General features: G+C 64.5%; 20 protein-coding genes. 15 read left to right on the plus strand and 5 right to left on the minus strand.

Going from position 1 to position 16681, the window contains the following annotated elements; translation table 11 throughout:
• Positions 1-58: 58 nt before the first annotated feature.
• The gene (locus tag FJU11_RS00440) at positions 59-400 is read left to right on the plus strand and encodes a DUF1491 family protein (protein WP_141165032.1); all 342 of its coding nucleotides are present in this window, start codon (positions 59-61) and stop codon (positions 398-400) included.
• Here FJU11_RS00440 and FJU11_RS00445 read toward each other — a convergent pair.
• The 4 genes from FJU11_RS00445 to FJU11_RS00465 all read right to left on the minus strand — a co-directional run bounded on the left by FJU11_RS00445 (position 387) and on the right by FJU11_RS00465 (position 5061).
• Complete coding sequence (locus FJU11_RS00445; protein WP_141165033.1) at positions 387-1388, minus strand: DUF2336 domain-containing protein; 1002 nt, start codon at positions 1386-1388, stop codon at positions 387-389. The two genes, FJU11_RS00440 and FJU11_RS00445, sit on opposite strands and share 14 nt — an antisense overlap.
• Before the next feature lie 326 nt (positions 1389-1714).
• On the minus strand, positions 1715-2272 hold the full coding sequence (locus tag FJU11_RS00455) for a DUF1254 domain-containing protein (RefSeq protein ID WP_141165035.1): 558 nt from the start codon (positions 2270-2272) through the stop codon (positions 1715-1717).
• Positions 2265-2861, minus strand: a complete 597-nt coding sequence (locus tag FJU11_RS00460) for a DUF1214 domain-containing protein (RefSeq protein ID WP_235890699.1) — start codon at positions 2859-2861, stop codon at positions 2265-2267. Before FJU11_RS00460 ends, FJU11_RS00455 begins: the two co-directional genes overlap by 8 nt.
• A gap of 13 nt (positions 2862-2874) precedes the next feature.
• Positions 2875-5061, minus strand: a complete 2187-nt coding sequence (locus FJU11_RS00465) for a transglycosylase domain-containing protein (protein WP_141165036.1) — start codon at positions 5059-5061, stop codon at positions 2875-2877.
• 190 nt (positions 5062-5251) lie between these two features.
• Between FJU11_RS00465 and FJU11_RS00470 the strand changes: the two genes are divergently transcribed.
• The 7 genes from FJU11_RS00470 (at position 5252) to FJU11_RS00505 (ending at position 11028) form a co-directional block, all read left to right on the plus strand.
• Complete coding sequence (locus FJU11_RS00470) at positions 5252-5707, plus strand: YcgN family cysteine cluster protein (RefSeq protein WP_141165037.1); 456 nt, start codon at positions 5252-5254, stop codon at positions 5705-5707.
• A gap of 172 nt (positions 5708-5879) precedes the next feature.
• Complete coding sequence (locus tag FJU11_RS00475; RefSeq protein ID WP_141165038.1) at positions 5880-6071, plus strand: hypothetical protein; 192 nt, start codon at positions 5880-5882, stop codon at positions 6069-6071.
• A 189-nt stretch (positions 6072-6260) separates the two neighbouring features.
• A complete protein-coding gene (locus FJU11_RS00480; protein ID WP_141165039.1) occupies positions 6261-6704 on the plus strand; it encodes a hypothetical protein in 444 nt (147 codons plus the stop codon).
• 85 nt (positions 6705-6789) lie between these two features.
• Positions 6790-7899 carry a DNA-packaging protein gene (locus tag FJU11_RS00485; RefSeq protein ID WP_328591712.1) on the plus strand — a complete coding sequence of 370 codons (1110 nt, stop codon included), beginning with the start codon at positions 6790-6792 and terminating at the stop codon, positions 7897-7899.
• Between the two features lie 351 nt (positions 7900-8250).
• Complete coding sequence (locus FJU11_RS00495; RefSeq protein ID WP_141165041.1) at positions 8251-8976, plus strand: hypothetical protein; 726 nt, start codon at positions 8251-8253, stop codon at positions 8974-8976.
• 1 nt (position 8977) lies between these two features.
• Positions 8978-9403: an HNH endonuclease gene (locus tag FJU11_RS18815; RefSeq protein ID WP_141165042.1), complete on the plus strand. Its 426-nt coding sequence runs from the start codon at positions 8978-8980 to the stop codon at positions 9401-9403.
• On the plus strand, positions 9403-11028 hold the full coding sequence (locus tag FJU11_RS00505; RefSeq protein WP_141165043.1) for a terminase large subunit: 1626 nt from the start codon (positions 9403-9405) through the stop codon (positions 11026-11028). The genes FJU11_RS18815 and FJU11_RS00505 overlap by 1 nt, the downstream gene beginning before the upstream one ends.
• Positions 11029-11032: 4 nt before the next feature.
• Here FJU11_RS00505 and FJU11_RS00510 read toward each other — a convergent pair whose 3' ends face one another.
• Positions 11033-11281, minus strand: a complete 249-nt coding sequence (locus FJU11_RS00510) for a hypothetical protein (protein WP_141165044.1) — start codon at positions 11279-11281, stop codon at positions 11033-11035.
• Between the two features lie 278 nt (positions 11282-11559).
• Here FJU11_RS00510 and FJU11_RS00520 point away from each other — a divergent pair, with 278 nt between their 5' ends.
• The 7 genes from FJU11_RS00520 to FJU11_RS00550 all read left to right on the plus strand — a co-directional run bounded on the left by FJU11_RS00520 (position 11560) and on the right by FJU11_RS00550 (position 16681).
• Complete coding sequence (locus tag FJU11_RS00520; RefSeq protein ID WP_141165046.1) at positions 11560-12084, plus strand: hypothetical protein; 525 nt, start codon at positions 11560-11562, stop codon at positions 12082-12084.
• Positions 12085-12162: 78 nt separating this feature from the next.
• Positions 12163-12894: a hypothetical protein gene (locus FJU11_RS00525; RefSeq protein WP_141165047.1), complete on the plus strand. Its 732-nt coding sequence runs from the start codon at positions 12163-12165 to the stop codon at positions 12892-12894.
• Positions 12895-13079: 185 nt separating this feature from the next.
• The gene (locus FJU11_RS00530; RefSeq protein WP_141165048.1) at positions 13080-14324 is read left to right on the plus strand and encodes a phage major capsid protein; all 1245 of its coding nucleotides are present in this window, start codon (positions 13080-13082) and stop codon (positions 14322-14324) included.
• Positions 14324-14602 carry a head-tail connector protein gene (locus FJU11_RS00535; RefSeq protein WP_141165049.1) on the plus strand — a complete coding sequence of 93 codons (279 nt, stop codon included), beginning with the start codon at positions 14324-14326 and terminating at the stop codon, positions 14600-14602. Before FJU11_RS00530 ends, FJU11_RS00535 begins: the two co-directional genes overlap by 1 nt.
• A complete protein-coding gene (locus tag FJU11_RS00540; protein WP_141165050.1) occupies positions 14599-15132 on the plus strand; it encodes an HK97 family phage prohead protease in 534 nt (177 codons plus the stop codon). Before FJU11_RS00535 ends, FJU11_RS00540 begins: the two co-directional genes overlap by 4 nt.
• Complete coding sequence (locus FJU11_RS00545) at positions 15129-16352, plus strand: phage portal protein (RefSeq protein ID WP_141165051.1); 1224 nt, start codon at positions 15129-15131, stop codon at positions 16350-16352. Before FJU11_RS00540 ends, FJU11_RS00545 begins: the two co-directional genes overlap by 4 nt.
• Positions 16349-16681 (plus strand): head-tail adaptor protein, encoded by a 333-nt coding sequence (locus tag FJU11_RS00550; protein WP_181407983.1) that lies wholly within the window; start codon positions 16349-16351, stop codon positions 16679-16681. The genes FJU11_RS00545 and FJU11_RS00550 overlap by 4 nt, the downstream gene beginning before the upstream one ends.

Consider the following 16681-nt stretch of genomic DNA (forward strand, 5'->3'; position numbering starts at 1 on the left):
TCTTTTAGGTTCATACGAAAACGCTCTCGACGATCGTTCGGAACGAAGGCGGGCCTCGATGCGGCTGAAGACCGGGATATGGGTACGTGGGCTCGTGCGACGGGTCTTTTCTGCCGGCGGGTTCGCGGCGATCGAACGGCATGGGGCGGAGGAAGGCGGTGCCGTGCTCGTTCGCACGCGCGACCGCGGTGGCCTCGAATCGGTGTTCACCCCGGCACCACAGAGTTTCTTCGAAACCGAACAGCCTGAAGAGCGCCGCTTCGAGCAACGCCTCGCCGAGGCCGGACGCGAAGAGTGCGATCGCCTGATCGCGCGCGAGACGAATTTCGATCCCGATGCGTGGGTGATCGAACTCGAGGTCGACGATCCGGCGTCCTACCTCGTGATCACGCCTGCTTGATTCGAGAGACGTCGTTTGCCGGGAACGGGCGGCTGTCGTCCGGGGACGGCTGGCGATCGTCTTCCGCGGGAGTGTGATCGGCATCGAGCCGGGCGGCGAGGTGCGCGCCGGCGCTTTCCCGCTCGCAGGCATTCGCGATGGCGAAGGCACGAGGAACGCCGTTGTCGGAGCGGCGCAGGTTCGGGAAGAAGACCGTCAGCACATGTGCGATATCGTCCGCCGCGAAGCCGAGCGCGGTCAGCGTTTCGGCGAGCTCGCGACCGGAGATGTCGAGCATCGTGCGTTCGGCGAGGCGAAAGCTGCTGCCGAGGACGTCCGCCAATGCCGTCGCGAAGAAGAGGGGCTCGTCGCTTTCCACGAAATGACGCAGGCGCGAGATTTCGCCGGGTTTGAGCTTGGGAAGAGACGGATGCTTCCGCTCATGTGACGAGACCATCTCGCGAAGGCGCGTGCGTACGTTCTCCGCATGCTCGGCGTCTTGTGACGGTGCGGACTCTGGCTGAGCCGTGGTGCTCGCGGTCGTATCGGGCGCTGCCGGATCGATCAGGCCGCGTACGGAGAGAGAGCGGGAGACGACGGGGTCCGAGAGCGCGCTCAGGCCTTCGACGGTCGCGGCGGAAAGGTTCGGGCGGCGCGCGATCGCGCGGGCGCATGCCGGATCACCCGTGGCGACGATTCGCAGCAGTTCCGCTTCGTCGAGAGCGACGGAATTGGCGAGGAACGGGGCCGAAACGTCGATCGGTTGTTCGAGGATGAGCCGTTTCGTGGCCGCCGGCAGCGTGACGCATCGCGAGAGGGCGGCAACCGCCGTACGCCGCGTTTCGGGCCTCGCTTCGGCGAAGAGGCCGGCGAAGAGCTCGGCGAACTGTTTCGTTTCGTTACGCCCGGGACGAGCGAGGTTCTCGAAGCCGCTGACGGTCGCCATCAGAATGAGGTCGATCCGCCTCGAATTGCTCGTCTTTTCGAGATCCCGAAACTTATCGTACACGAAACTCACCCGACCAGACACGCCGACATGGCGACCATGGGAGGCATGGTCGCGCAAAACCGTTAGCAGGCCATTAACTATGGGTGCGTCTAATGGTGTTCGCCCGTGGGGGCCGGATGCTCAGGTGCTGCGTTCATCCGTTTTGCGACGATAAAGGCAACGGAAGGCAGCCATGGCCGAGATCATCGAACTCGAGGCGCGGCGGCCGAACCGCCGGTATCAACCGGTGGAAAGCCGGCGGGAAGCGAGGCTTCTCTTCTTTACGGGCGTTCGCTACGAGCGCCTGCCGGACGCACCGACCCGCACCCAAACGGAAGAGCGCGGCGCTAAGACGCGTCGACCGCCGCGCAGTGCGCCCCATCGAGAAAGCGTTTTGCCGTCTCGTCCCACGAAGGGTCGTCGACGCTCGTCCTGAGAGCGACGTATCCCTTCGGTCCCGGCAGCGCGACGAGGATGGATGTGGCAAGCGCCTCGGGCCGCGACCGGCGTAGGCGAAGCATCTGCGTCGGTGTTGCGAGAACGACGTCGACCCTGCGCTCGACGGCCGAGCGATCGTTCATGCTGTAGACCTCGCTGCCGTCGGTATCGAAGACGGCGAGCGACCAGAAGGACGGTGTCCCGGCGGCATCGCCGGCGGTGACGTGGATCGGCCCATGCGAAGCGTCGAAGACGCACACGGCCGAGCGCAGGAACGGATCGCGGTTGGGAAGACCGATGACCGCCGGTGCGGATTCCAGTCGATGGAACGCGCCGGTCTCGCCGAGCCGCTGCACCTTCGACCATACGTCGCGCGTGGCATAGGAGGGGGTGGCGAGCACGACGACGATGTGCACGAGAGCCGCTCCGAAGAGGCCGGCAAGGACGGCGGCCACGAAGCTACGCATCGCCGCAACCCGTGCGTTCGATCGATGGCATCTTGAGATCGATGATGCCGGCGTTGCCGGCCGCCGGCGTGTCGTAGAGCGTCAGGACGAAGTGGATCCTGCCTGCGTGACGGATGGCGAGCCAGTTGCCGGGCCGTGCCGTGGGTGCGGCCGCGATGCGCATGCCGCCATGCCCGTCGCCGAGCACGTCTTGCGACTGGAAGGCGTGGGGCAGGGCCGGATTTCCGCCGATGGGTGCGCCGTCGGCACTCGTCGCACGCAGCGTCCAGAAGCGCGCGCGCGGCGTCGTGCCGGAGATGACGTAGCTGCAGGTTCCGGAAAGCGCTCGTCCCTGATCGTCCGTTTTGGCGGTAAAGACCACGCCTTCGGCTTCTCCGAGAAGTAGATCGGCCTTCCGGGCGCGATAGGCGCGCGCATAGGGGTCGACACGACCCGTCTGCAGATCGGGCCAGGCCGACCAGGGACCGACCGTCACGCTTTCGAACTGGCGAACGTGGTCGAACGCGTAGAGGCTGGACGCGATGCCGCCGTAAAAGGCGATCGCGAGCGCGAGCACGACGAGCAGGGGCAGGCGAAGGGTACGCAGCACGGCGATCGTGCCGTCACGGCTCGACGGGGGAGGAGGGCGAAGCCGTCGAGGCCACACGGGACGGCCGGGACAGCGGCGCGGCGCTGCTCAGCTTTTCGGCGATCGTGCGAAGCAGCTCGGTCGTGGAGTGCGACAGGGCGAGCGGACGGGACATTGCTTCCATTCCGTCGATTCCCTCGCGCGCGCCGGCCATGAGCTTCTCGCGGTCCGCCGCGCTCGGCAGCGGATCCTTGATGCCGGGGATCGCCCTCGGCTCGACCCCCTGCTGGGCGTATTCCATGACCTTCTTCCATGTCATGGCCGGCAGGGTGCCGCCGGTCATACGGTTCGAGGGGGTGTAGTCGTCGTTGCCGATCCACACGGCGGTGGTGTAGTTGCCGGTATATCCGCAGAACCAGCCGTCGCGATAGGATTGGGTCGTGCCGGTCTTGCCGGCGGTCTTCAGACCATCGATCTTGGCACGGCGGCCGGTGCCCCATTCCGGAATCTGGACCAGGATCTGGTTCATTTCGTCGGCGGCCTTCTCGGTGAGGACGCGCTTGCGCGGCGGTGTGTCCCGCGCCTGATCGAAGAGCACGTCGCCGGAATAGTCCATGATCTGGTCGATGCCGTGGCGGCCGGACTGCAGGCCGCCGTCCGGGAAGACGCTGTAGGCCGTCGCCTGGTCGAGCGCGGTCACCTCCGACGTGCCGAGCGCCATGGTCTTGTCGGTACTGATGGGCGATTCGACGCCCATGTCGTGCGCCGTCTTCGCCACGGCGACCGTGCCCAGATGGTCGCGCGTGAGGCGCACCGGCACCGTGTTGATCGATTTGGCAAGCGCGCGGGTGAGGGTGACGTGACCCTCGTAGGTGCGTTCGTAGTTGCGCGGGGACCAGCCGTTCCAGGTGATCGGCTTGTCGGTGATGCGCGTATCCGGGGTCATGCCGTGTTCCATCGCCGTGGCGTAGACATAGACCTTGAAGGAAGAGCCGGGCTGGCGGCGGCCATTGACGGCGCGGTTGAACTGGCTTTCGCCGTAGTCGCGTCCGCCGACCATGGCGCGGACCGCGCCGGGATCGCGCCCGCCGTTCTGCAGGAGCACGATCGCGCCCTGCGAGACGTTGTAGGCGTCGCCGTATTGGCGAAGGCTCGATTTCAGCGATTCGTCGGCCGCGCGCTGCAGGTTCATGTCCACCGTCGTGCGCACGATGAGGCTGTGCCGGCGGATGCGGTGCTCCTGCGCGATGCGCTTGACCTCGTCATAGGCCCAGTCGAGGAAGTAATCGGGCGCGGGCTTCTCGCCGCGATCGACGACGCTTGCCGGATGGAGCCTCGCACCGACGACCTGGCCCTCGCTCATCAGATGGCCCTGGACCAGGTTGGTCAGCACCTCGTTGGCGCGGGCTCGGGCCGCCGGCAGGTTGGCGCTCGGCGCATATTTCGACGGAGCCTTGAAGAGACCGGCGAGCATGGCCGACTGGGCGAGATCGATGTCCCGGACGTCCTTTCCGAAATAGTACTGGGACGCGGCGGCGACGCCGAAGGTGCCGCCACCCATATACATGCGGTCGAGATAGAGGCTGAGGATTTCCTTCTTCGTGAGGTTGGCCTCCAGCCAGACGGCGAGGAAGGCCTCCTTCATCTTGCGTTGCAGCGTGCGCTCGTTCGACAGGAACATGTTCTTGGCGACCTGCTGGGTGATCGTCGAGCCGCCCTGAACGACGCCGTTGGCGCGCGCATTGGTCACCATGGCGCGCGCGAGGCCGAGAAAATCGATGCCGTAATGCTGGAAGAAGCGACGGTCCTCCGTCGCGACGACGGACTTGACGAGGGTATCCGGCAGCTCGTCGATCGGCACGGAATCCTCATGGCGGATGCCGCGATGGCCGATCTCGTTGCCGTAGCGGTCGAGGAAGGTGACGGCGTATTCGTCCTGCGCGCGCCAGTCTCCCTGGGTTGCCTGGAAGGCGGGAAGGGCGAGCGCCAGCATGAGCACGGTGCCGGCGACGCCGAGCGTCATCGCCTCGCCGGCGGCCTCGAAGAAGAGGCGCCGGGTTCCGCGCACCCGGAAGCGGCGGAAGAACAGGACGATCTCTTCCCACGTGTCGCCGGCTTCGAAGAAGGTGGACCACAACGTCGAATCGATGAACGAGTCGGCCCGAAGCAGAAGATGCCTGAGCCTGCGTTTCAGCTTGCTGTTCTTGAACGGATGCTGCACGCGCTGATAATCCCGGTTCCAATACCCGGCGCACGCCGCCACGACGCACCGGACCCTCCCGGCGGCCGACCGGGGCGGCGTTATTGTCCCTACGCCGTGTTGTGGCGTATCTGGTGGCGTGGAACAAGGCGGGGAAGGGTGCGAGGTGCCCGAGCGGTCAAGCGAGGCTCGTTATGGAAACAGGCGCGACATGAAAGCCACACCCTTCTGGCGCACCAAGACACTCGACCAGATGAGCGCACCCGAGTGGGAGAGCCTTTGCGACGGCTGCGGCAAGTGCTGCCTGAACAAGCTCGAGGATTGGGACACGGGCGAGATCGCCTGGACGAACGTCGCCTGCCGGCTCTTCGACGACGGGACGTGCCGGTGCGGCAACTATGAAGAACGCTTCGCCATCGTGCCGGAATGCATCCAGCTGACGCCGGCTATCGTGCGCAGCGTGGCCTGGCTGCCGCCGACCTGCGCGTATCGGTTGGTGGACGAAGGAGCGGACCTCTACTGGTGGCATCCGCTTGTTTCCGGCGATGCGCAGACGGTTCACGAGGCCGGAATTTCGGCGCGCAAGCGCACGGTTTCCGAGGAAACCGTTGCGGTGGAGGACTACGAGGACTTCATCGTCGAATGGCCGGAACGCGAGCCGGGGTGAAGGCCGCGGCCCGTCCGACCATTTGTCGCGTGTCAAGATTGCTTCCGGTTCTTAACAACGATTGATCACAAGGACGTGTTTTGAACACTTTATCCCTTATCAATTCTGATATAGTTTATAGGAATCTTAAACAGGGTTGCTGGATATGCGTAGTTTCTCGGAACGGCCGCAAATGGCATTCATGCCGGATGCTCGGCTGGGCCGCCGCTTGAGCAAGGCGATTTTCGAGAAGGACGGCGACGAGGCGCTGACAGTGCTCGGCGCGATTTTCGAACATGACGGCGTATCGGTTTCCGAGGATGCGATGCAGCGGTTCGAGAAGTGTGTGCGGCGATCGGGGGAGCAAGTCGGCAAGGGGTGCTAGGCGCCTGCCGGCATCGCCCGTTTTCAATTTATAGGAAAATAGTCCTTGACGGCGTGACGGTCTTCCGGTAGGGTTCAGTCATCGTCGGATAGGTGGGGCTGACGCCCACCGGATGTTTACGCTTCGAAAGCGCTGCAGGAATGCGGCGCTTTTTTGCGTTCTGCGGCAGGCTCAGCTGGGAGGTTCAGGATGGCGCGAAGCAGGAAGGGGGATCCCGGCGGCATGCTTCGGCGCGCGAACCGGGTTCTCGACCGGGCACTGGCGATGGCCGAGACGTCGATCGCTGCCGAAGAGGCGCCGCTCGGGCCGGCGGGCGTGAAGGCCTATGCCGACGTGATGGCGCTGATCGTGCGCACGGTGGAAAAGACACACGAGCTTGAAAGGACGCTGGCGAGTGAGGGCGAGGCGGGCGGCAGGGACGATCTCGATGGTGCGGAACGGACCGCTCTTCGCGAACGGGTGGAACGCTGGATCGACGAACGGGCGGCTGCCCGGGCCGGTGTTCTCGGCGACGAGCATGGCGCGGATCGGCCGGGAGCTGCTTCCGGCGGTGGCGCGGGCGGTGCTGCCGGGGGCGATGAAGAGTGCGGGCAGGTCCACGTCCGGCCGTTCATGGCGGACGGCCGGACGTGACGAACGGCTTGCGCTGATTGCAGGAGCGGAAGCGCCCAGCGACCTGCCGATGCCGTGCATGCACGCGGTCGGGGAGGGTCGGGTGGTGAGCCTGCGGGCCGACCAGCTTCCGCCGGCGGGCGACTGGCGGACCTGGGTGCTGATGGGTGGACGCGGTGCCGGCAAGACGCGCGCCGGTGCCGAATGGGTGCATGCGGCGGCCCGTGCCGCAGGACGGGAAGGCAAGGCGCTGCGCATTGCGCTGGTGGCCGAGACGCTTGGGGATGCGCGCGAGGTGATGATCGATGGTATCTCCGGCATCCGCCGGATCGCCGAGGACGACCGGCCGAGCTACGAGCCGACGCGCCGGCGGCTGGTATGGCAGAGCGGGGCGGTGGCGCAGGTGTTTTCCTCGGAGGATCCGGAGAGCCTGCGCGGGCCGCAGTTCGACCTTGCCTGGTGCGACGAGCTGGCGAAGTGGCGCCATGCGCAGGAGGTGTGGGATATGCTGCAGTTCGCGCTGCGGCTGGGATCGCGACCGCGCCAACTGGTGACGACGACGCCGCGGCCGGTTCCGCTTCTGACCGCGCTGCTCGATGCGCCGGATACGGCCGTGACGCGGGCGAGCACGCGGGACAACGCGGTGAATCTCGCGCCGGGTTTTCTGGCGGCAATGGAAGCGCGTTACGGCGGCACGCGGCTCGGGCGACAGGAGCTTGCCGGCGAGCTGATCGCCGACCGCGAGGACGCGCTTTGGCGGCGCGGCGATCTCGAGGCGGTGCGGGTGCGCCGGGCGGGCGCCGTCGGCCGTGTGGTCGTCGCGATCGACCCGCCGGCTTCGGCGGGCGCGAAGAATTCTTGCTGCGGGCTCGTCGTCGCCGGGCGCGACGACGACGGCCGGGCGGTGGTGCTTGCCGACGGTTCGCTCGAGGGGGCGAGCCCGGCGGCCTGGGGGCGTGAGGCGATCGCGCTCTACCGGCGCTTCGAGGCGGACCGGATCGTCGCCGAAGTGAACCAGGGCGGCGACATGGTGCGGGCGATCCTCCGGGGGATCGACGCCGGCGTGCCGGTGACGACGGTGCGCGCGAGCCGCGGCAAGTGGCTGCGGGCCGAACCGGTGGCCGCGCTCTACGAAGAAGGGCGCGTAGTGCATGCCGGGACGTTTCCCGCGCTCGAGGATCAGATGTGCGAATTTAGCAGAAACCCGCAAAGCTAAACAAAAGCAGTCACTTGGGCTTTACAAGGGCAGAGCGGAAAAGAGGGAACGATTACAGAACAGAGCGGCAGTTTGTAAAACGAATATTGCCGCTACCGCGCCGCCAGCTTGCTCAAATAAATTCGCCGTCCCGGCTGGTCCCCGGAACGGCGATACGAAAGAAAAGCACGCAAGCGCTTTCGAGGAAAATTCGTACCATGAAGCGGGCGACGCGGCAACGCGCGCTGCGGCTTGGTATGCGGCCAATCGTGCCGTCTGTCCGCGTCCGATCGTGCCGAACCTTAAGGCGAGGTTCGATCTTACGGCCGCTCAGGCTGTCGAGGCGATCCGGCGAGCGAATGGGGGGATGCGATGAGCGATCCCACCTTCGCGCCTTCTGCGGCTCTTCTCCGCTCGAACCTCGTCAGCAAGCCGGTGCGCGATCCGGCGCTTATGGCTGCATTCGAAGCCGGCGCGGTCCCGACGCGCGGTGCCAGCCGTGGCCCTACGCAATTCCGCCTTCCGGGTGTTGGTAGCCTGAGCGAAGCGCGCCGGCGTCGGCGGTCCGCCGATCACGCTGCCGAGACGCGCAGGCTGCGCACCATGTCGGCATCGGGCACGCTGCCGCATTCAATCCGCTGGGAATACACGGAAGGCGAGCGGGCGGCACTCAGCGTCATCGCCCTCGAAATCAAGCGTCGAGGTCGCTGTGAGCTTGAAGTGAAACAGCTTGCCGATATCGCTGGCGTCAGCGTCCGGACTGTCCAGTACGCTTTGAGCAAGGCGCGGCAGCACGGCCATATCTCCGTCACCTACCGGAAGCGAAGCCCGAGCCGCAACGCGCCGAACCTGATCGCGATCGTCTCGAAGGAATGGCTTGCTTGGTTGAAGCGCGGTCCGAGCCTCAAGACGATCGAGCGTGAGGTTTCAGGGTGCAAGAGCGTGCACACCTCAGAGAATAAGAGAAATAACAAACGCTTCGACAAGCCTCGATCGTTGAGAACCGCAAGCGCTGCGGCAGGCGGAAGCGCTGCAATGGGCTTGGGAGAAGGAAAGCGGGGCGACGACACGGACAGACACGGGCGCGGAGGCGGATGAGATGGCCCAATGGCCCTACAACACGGCAGCATGGCGAAAACTGCGGGCGGCAAAGTTGGCGGTAGCGCCGACCTGCGAACCGTGCGCAGCGCGCGGGCAGATCGCGCAGGCTGACACGGTGGATCACATGACGCCGATTGCGTCAGGCGGAGCGCCATTCCCCACACTCGACCGGCTCATGTCGATGTGCGCGCGCTGCCACAACGAGAAGACGGCAGCGAACGACCGAACGCATTCGAAGCCGTTCGCAAGGCGGATCAAAGGCTTCGACGCAAACGGCAATCCGGTCGATCCGGGGGACGATTGGCATGGTGGGGGCGGTCAAGATCACCAGCGATCGAGGGGGCGCGGACCGATGGGGGAGGTCGGAAGATACTTAGTTTCCGGTGACTTAGCTGATGATGACAACGGACCGGGGTTTGCCTGATGTCGCTTAGAGGTGTGGGTGCGAAGGCGCTTTCGGAGCGCGGCAAGGTCGCCGAAAGGCCCGTGAAGCCGTGGGAAGAACCCGGTCTCGATCGTCCTGGGCGCGTCATCGCCTTCTGCGAGGATCTTCCGATCACGGCCGGCAAGCTCGCCGGCACGAAAATGCTGCTTCGCGAATGGCAGCGCGCTTTCATCCGCGCCGTCTATGCCGAGAACGCTGAAGGCGTCCGGCCGGTACGCACGGCCGTGCTGTCGATGGCTCGGAAGAACGGCAAGACGCAGCTCGCCGCCGCGCTGGCGCTTTGCCATCTTCTCGGGCCGGAAAGCGAGCCACGCGGCGAAGTCTACTCGGCCGCGCTGACGCGCTACCAAGCGGCGAAGCTCTACAAGGAGATGGCGGCGATCCTGCAGGCGCATGAAGAGCTGGACGATCGGTGCAACATCGTCCGCTTCGAGAAACAGATCGAAGTGCTCTTCGGTCCCGGCTCTGGCTCGGTATATGCGGCGCTGTCGGCCGATGCCGAATCGAAGATGGGCCTGTCGCCGTCCTTCGTCGTCTATGACGAACTCGGCAGCGCGCCGAACCGCAATCTCTTCGACGCGCTCGATACGGCGACCGGCGCGCGCGCCGAACCGCTGATGATGTGCATCAGCACGCAGGCGGCCGCTGATCACCACATTTTTTCGGAGCTGGTCGATTACGGCACGCGCGTCAACTCCGGCGACCTCGACGATCCGAGCTTCCACCTGACGCTGTACGCCGCGCCGCAGGACGCCGACCCGTGGGACGCCGATACCTGGGCGCTGGCAAACCCGGCGATCGGCGACTTCCGTTCGCGCGAGGATGTCCAGCGGCAGGCGTCACAGGCGCGTCTCGTGCCGTCGAAGGAGTCGGCCTTCCGCAATTTGATCCTCAATCAGCGCGTTTCGGCGACAGCGCGCTTCATCCACAAGGCCGAATGGGACCGCTGCGCCGATGCGGTCGATCGCCGGGCGCTGGCCGGCTGCGAATGCTATGGTGGGCTCGATCTCGGCGCGACACGCGATCTCACGGCCTTCGTGCTGGTCTTTCCCGGCGAAGGCGGCATCTTCGACGTGGTGCCGCATTTCTTCATGCCGGAAAGCAACATCGCCGAGCGATCGAACGAAGATCGCGTGCCTTACGATCTATGGGCGAAACAGGGGCATATCACGCTTATTCCCGGCGCGACGATCGATCCAGGCTTCGTCGCCGACGTGCTCGCCAACGCCGCGCAGGAATTCGACCTCAAGACGCTCGCCTATGACCGCTGGCGCATCGAGGATCTACGCCGTGAACTCGGCCTGATCGGCGCGAGCCTGCCGCTCGAACCGTTCGGGCAGGGCTTCAAGGAAATGTCGCCGGCTGTCGATGTTTTGGAGCGGTGCGTTGCTGAGAAGCTGATCCGGCACGGCGGCAATCCCGTGCTCAACATGTGCGCCGCGAATGCCGTCGTCACGCGCGACCCGGCCGGCGGTCGGAAGCTCGACAAATCGAAGGCGACGGGCAGGATCGACGGCCTCGTGGCGCTGACGATGGCTCTCAGCGTGTCGAGCCGATACGAGCCGGAGGCGCTGCCGGCGTGCTTGGCGGAATTGCTCGGCTGATAGGCTATGATTTGTCAGTCGTTTGCGCCCATTCCGGCAGTTCAAGGAGCGGTCGTCTCTCTTCTTCCTGATGCTCGCTCATTTGGGCGCGCACGAACATTGGTGACGACGTGTTGACGATCATGTCGTTGCCGATATTCGGGTTGTGAAGCCGGAGCAGTGGAGCGTCATAGTCCGCTACCTTGTAAGCAAGTGATCCTTCCTCGCCTGCTTCAATTAGCCAAACCGTGTACCATTTTCCGATTTCAAACATCCGGCTTTCCCTTCAACGCGGCTTCGACCAAGCGACGAATTGCCTCTGGACGACCCGGCAGATCGGTTTGCTCGCGCCGCCAATCGTCTATGCGGGCAAGCATGTCGCTATGAACGCGCACCGTCACGGCCGAGCTTTCGACCGGTGGACGACCTGTTTTCGACTTTTTAACGTTAATTATTGACGACATGACTTTATGATGTCAGAAATTAGCAAGCCGGACAAGCGCGCGAACGCCTGACCGGCTCTAACCTCAACCGATCCTTGGGAGATCGATCATGGCTGATGTCAGCAATAGCATTTCCACGCCTCGCGACAACCGGACGCCGAAGGTCCGGTTAACGGATGACGCGTTGGACCTCTCGCGCATGGCGTCGATCGCGTTCAAGATGCTGGAGAAGGCGTTCGATCCGTCACGAGCTGTCGCCTACCAGGTTGGCGGCACCTGCACATTCCACTTCGACGACAGCTCCCTCGACGACATGCACTTTGCCTTAGGCGACGTGCTCGACCGAAGCCGTTCCGTAGCTTCGCGGCTCGAAGATATGCAGGACGCCGAGCCGGTGCAGCCGCCTGCGCGCGCGATCGATACGGCAACGGGTTTCAAAGCGCTCGCGGACCTCGAAGGCTCATTGCATGTCGCAAGCTCTCTCCTCGATGCACTCGATGAGCTGAGCGGCGAGGTCGATGATCCGAAGCGGCGCTTGAACTCGATTTGCGCGATTGCCGGAAATCTCGGCAGAGAACTCGACGTTGCGAAGGCGGGCGTCCGGCAGCTTTTCGAACACGCGCAGCCTATCTGAAGAAAATTCATATTGGAGTTGCACGCGTCCGCGAGTAGGCGTATACCATTTGCGTGTTTTGCAGATAGGATTACGTTGGTGGTCAAGTCTGGTGGTTTCATCGTCGGCATCGCGGCCGCGCTCGACCTCCCCGAGCCGACGATTTCGGGGGCGTTTCGCATCCTTCGTGAAAGCGGTCTGATGACCTCCGGAGCGCGCGGCGTGAACGCTCCGGACATGACTGATCTCGATGCCGCGCGGATGACGATCGCCATGCTGGTCAATGAGCGGCCGGCCTATTCGGAGAGCGGCGTCCGAGACTTTGGGCAGCTCATCTGCACTGATTTTCGTCCCGCTTCCGAAGATATCGATCAAGTTTCCGAAGAGATACGGGAGGACTTTGATCGGTCGAGTAGAGAATTCACGCTCGCTGATCGAGGGCTTTCCGAGTGCCATACGCTGGAACAAGCTGTTGCGGAGCTAATCCGCATGTATGGCGATGATCGCCAGTGCGGTTATTGGGTTCGCAGTCAGATCGATTTGGGAGAACGGGGGACTTTCGATCCGAACGCGACAATCGAGGTCGTTGCCGGATCTCTTTCGGCGCGGATTTCGATGCAGGGGAATGTTTACCGGTACAGCGATCCTCTTGTTGACCCGAATACTTGGGGCGAAGATGAAAGCCCGGAAGGCATCGCCGGCGACATGGATGCCGAAGACGCCCATAACCTGAAACTTTCGAGATATTCGACGGCAATTCGCAGCGTCCGGTCGATAAACACAATCCAGCTTCTTGCTCTCGCCAAGGTTCTTCGCGAGGCCGCAGCATGAGCGGTCTGATCGTAGAGCGCAGCGCATGAATATCGCGGCTCGCTCCGTCCCCGTTCCCTGTTCGCGGCGCATCATGTGCGTCGTGATTTCCCGCCGTGAGGCGGCATATCCCTGCGCCGGCATGTCCGGCCCGATGGACCTTAACCCCGTCGCGATGACGGCAAATCCCACGATGGAGATGTGACATGCCAAAGCTTAACGACCTAAAGGAGCAGCGCGCGGCCAAGGTGTCCGAGATGCGGGCGATCAACGAAAAGGCGCTCGCTGCGAACCGCGATCTCGACGACGGCGAACGGACCCGCTTCGAAGGTCTGGAAACGGAGACCCGTTCGCTTTCCGACCAGATCGACCGTTCCGAACGCCTGGCGGAATTCGAGCGCTACGAAGAGCGCGGCGAGGCCGTCAACGAGAATGGCGACATGCGGCGCGAGCTGCGCAACTACAATCTCGGCAAGGCAACCCGCGAAAGCTTCTCCGACCGTCTGACCGGCCTCGAGGCGGAAGTTCACGCCGAGCTTGCCAAGGGGCGCGAGGTGCGTGGCGTGATGGTGCCGACCGAAATCCTTCTCGGCGGCGAGACGCGTGCGCTCACGACGACGACGCCCGCCGGCGGTCCCGGCGGCAACATGGTGCGCACGGACCTCGCCGCGATGACCGATCATCGCCGTCCGGCGCTCAAGGTCGAAGCGCTCGGCGCGACCGTCATGCGCGGTCTTGTCGGCAACCTCGACCTTCCGCGCCTCACCGGCTCCGGTTCGGCCTACTGGATCGCCGAACATACCGACACGACGCGCTCGGACGCCAAATTCGGCAAGAAGTCGATGTCGCCGAACACGGTTTCCGGCGAATACGAGGTTTCCAGGCGGATGCTGTTGCAGTCGAACGAAGCACTCGACGGCATCCTTCGTCGCGACCTCGGCTTCATCCTCGCGCAGGCGCTCGACGCCGCGGCGATCAAGGGTGGTGGTGCGAACCAGCCGACCGGCATAATGGCGGATGCCGACGTGGAAGAACTGCCGGCAGCGGCGATTTCCTCGGACGCTACGGCCGACATGATCGCCGCTCTCGAACTCGACGACGTAACGGGCACGCGGGCCTTTCTGACGCACCCGGCGGTCATGAAGCTCGCGCGCAAGCTCAAGGACGGCGACGGCCATGTCATCACGGTCGCGGAGACGTTCCAGGGCGAGCGCGTGGAAAGCACGACGCAGGTTCCCGTCGTCACGGCCGGGACGCCCGACACGCGGGCGCTGATTTACGGCGAATGGGCCTCGCTCTATCTCGGCTACTGGTCGGGCGTGGATATCCTTCTCAATCCGTACCACTCGGACGTGGCGAGCAAGGGCGGCGCACTGATGCACGCTTTCCTCGATGCCGATGTCGTCGTGCGGCATCCGGAGGGTTTCCGCTGGATGGAGATTACCGGCTGATGACGATCGACCTCGCGACGGCAAAGGCTCATTGCCGCATCGACTTCGATGAGGACGATGCCCTGGTGCAGCGGCTCATTGCGGCCGCGATGGATCACCTGAGTTCGATCGGCGTCGATATGGAAGCGGTCTATCTGCCGTCCGCCGTCTGTCAGGCGGTCCTGATGCTGGTCGCGCACCTCTACGAGAACCGCGAGGCGACGGCGAGCGTGCCCGTCGCCTCGATCGCAATCGGCGTCGACCGGCTGGTCGCGCCTTACCGCGAGGTGGCGATATGACGACGGAGAGACGCGGCCTTCCGATCGAGATCCATGCGAAGGGCCGGAAGCTCGAAGGCTATGCCGCGACATTCGGCACGGAAGCGCGGATAGCCGACCGCTTCACCGAAACGATCGCGGCCGGCGCTTTCGCGGCTTCGCTCGCTGGCAGGGGCGACGTTCTCGCGCTCGTCGATCACGATCCCGGCCGCGTGCTCGCCCGCACGCGTTCCGGCTCGCTGCGGCTCGCGGAAGATACGCGCGGGCTTCAGTTCGAACTCGACGTTCCGGACACGCAGGCCGGCCGTGACGTTCTCGCCCTGGCGGAACGTGGCGACGTTGGCGGCATGTCGTTCGGCTTCACCGCGCTCGACGAGAACCGCGACGGCGACCGGCGCGAGCTGCGCGCCGTCCAGCTTCACGAGATCTCCGTCGTGCTTGCCTGGCCGGCCTATGACGGCACGATCGTCAACGCGCGATCCCGGCAGTTCCTCGGACCGTTTGCCGCCTATGCGGACCGCGCGCTTCGCATCATGGAGCTTGGACGATGAGCCTTTTCGATCGCATCCTTCGCCGCGAAAAGCGCGACACGACCACGACGACGAGCAGCGACCCGTACCTCGCGGAGTTTTTCGGCTACGGCAACGGGCTTTCGGCCGGCGTGGACGCGCAGCGCGCAAGCGGGCTCTCGACCGCCCATGCCTGCATCTCGATCGTCACGCAGGCGCTCGCGTCGATGCCGCTCAACGTCTACCGCCGAACCGGCAACGGCGGGCGCGAGCGCGCGACCGATCATCCGCTCTATGTCGTGCTGCACGACATGGCGAACGAGACGATGACGGCTTTCGAGGCTCGGGAGCTGTTGCTTGCTTCGCTGATGATGGCGGGGAACGCCTACGCCCGCCTTGACTGGAACGCGCGCGGTCAGGTGATGGCGCTGACGCCGCTCGATCCGCGATCGGTTGGCGTGGAACGGCTGGAAAGCGGGCGGCTCCGCTACCGCGTTTCGAACGCGCGCGGCGGCGTGCGGATCTACCTGCAAGAGGAAATCCTCCATCTTCGTTATCGGCTTGCCCGCGATGGCGTCATGGGGCTTTCGCCGATCCAGCTTGCTCGCGAGACGTTCAACCTGGCGCTGACGCAACAGGACACGGCCGGCAAGCAGGCCGGCAAGAGCTTCCGGCCGGAAGGCGCGCTCGTCTTCCCGAACCCACTCGGCGGTGATGCGAAGAGCGCGGCTCTCGACAAGCTCCGCATGAAGATCGAGGCGAACGGAACGACGAGCGGCGTGCTCGTGCTGGATGGCGGGGCGGACTGGAAATCCTTCTCCTTCTCGTCGAAGGACGCGGAGTTTCTGGAAAGCCGAAAGCTGACGAACCTCGATATCTGTCGCGTGTTCGGCGTGCCGCCGACCGTTGCCGGCATCACGGACAACGCGACCTATTCGAACACGGATCAGGAAAGCCGCGCTCTCGTCGTGCGCTGCCTGGCACCGATGGCGCGTCGTGTGGAGCAAGCCTTGAACGCGGCCGTTCTACCGGCCGGAAGCCGGAAGACGCTCTTCGTCGAGCATGACCTTGCCGGTCTGCTACGTGGCGACATGACGACCCGCTACAACGCCTATCGCGTCGGCCGTGACGGCGGATGGCTGAGCGTCAACGAAATTCGCGGATGGGAGAACATGCCGGAGATCGAGGACGGCGACGGATTCCTCACCCCGCTCAACATGACGAACTCGGCGGACCCCGACGCCACGGAGGCGAACCCATGATGCGCATCGGCGATCTCGATCGGCGCATTGTCGTCCAGCGCTCGACGAAGAGCTACAACGAGTTCAACGATCCGGTCTACACCTGGACCGATATCGCCGACGTTGCAGCTTCCCGGATCGATGTCTCCGACACGCAGAAATACGCCTATGGCATGACGTTCTCGACGAAGCTCACCCGCTTCGTCGTGCGCTGGTCAGCGCTGATCCGCGACCTTCAATCGTCCGACCGGATCCAGCATGAAAACCTGACCGGCTTCGTCAAGGGCGTGAAGGAGACGCGCGACGGTCGCCGGCGCTTCCTCGAAATCACCGCAACATTCGGGAGCTGA

It is taken from the genome of Pararhizobium mangrovi, assembly GCF_006516965.1.
Classification (GTDB): Bacteria; Pseudomonadota; Alphaproteobacteria; order Rhizobiales; family Rhizobiaceae; genus Pararhizobium_B; species Pararhizobium_B mangrovi.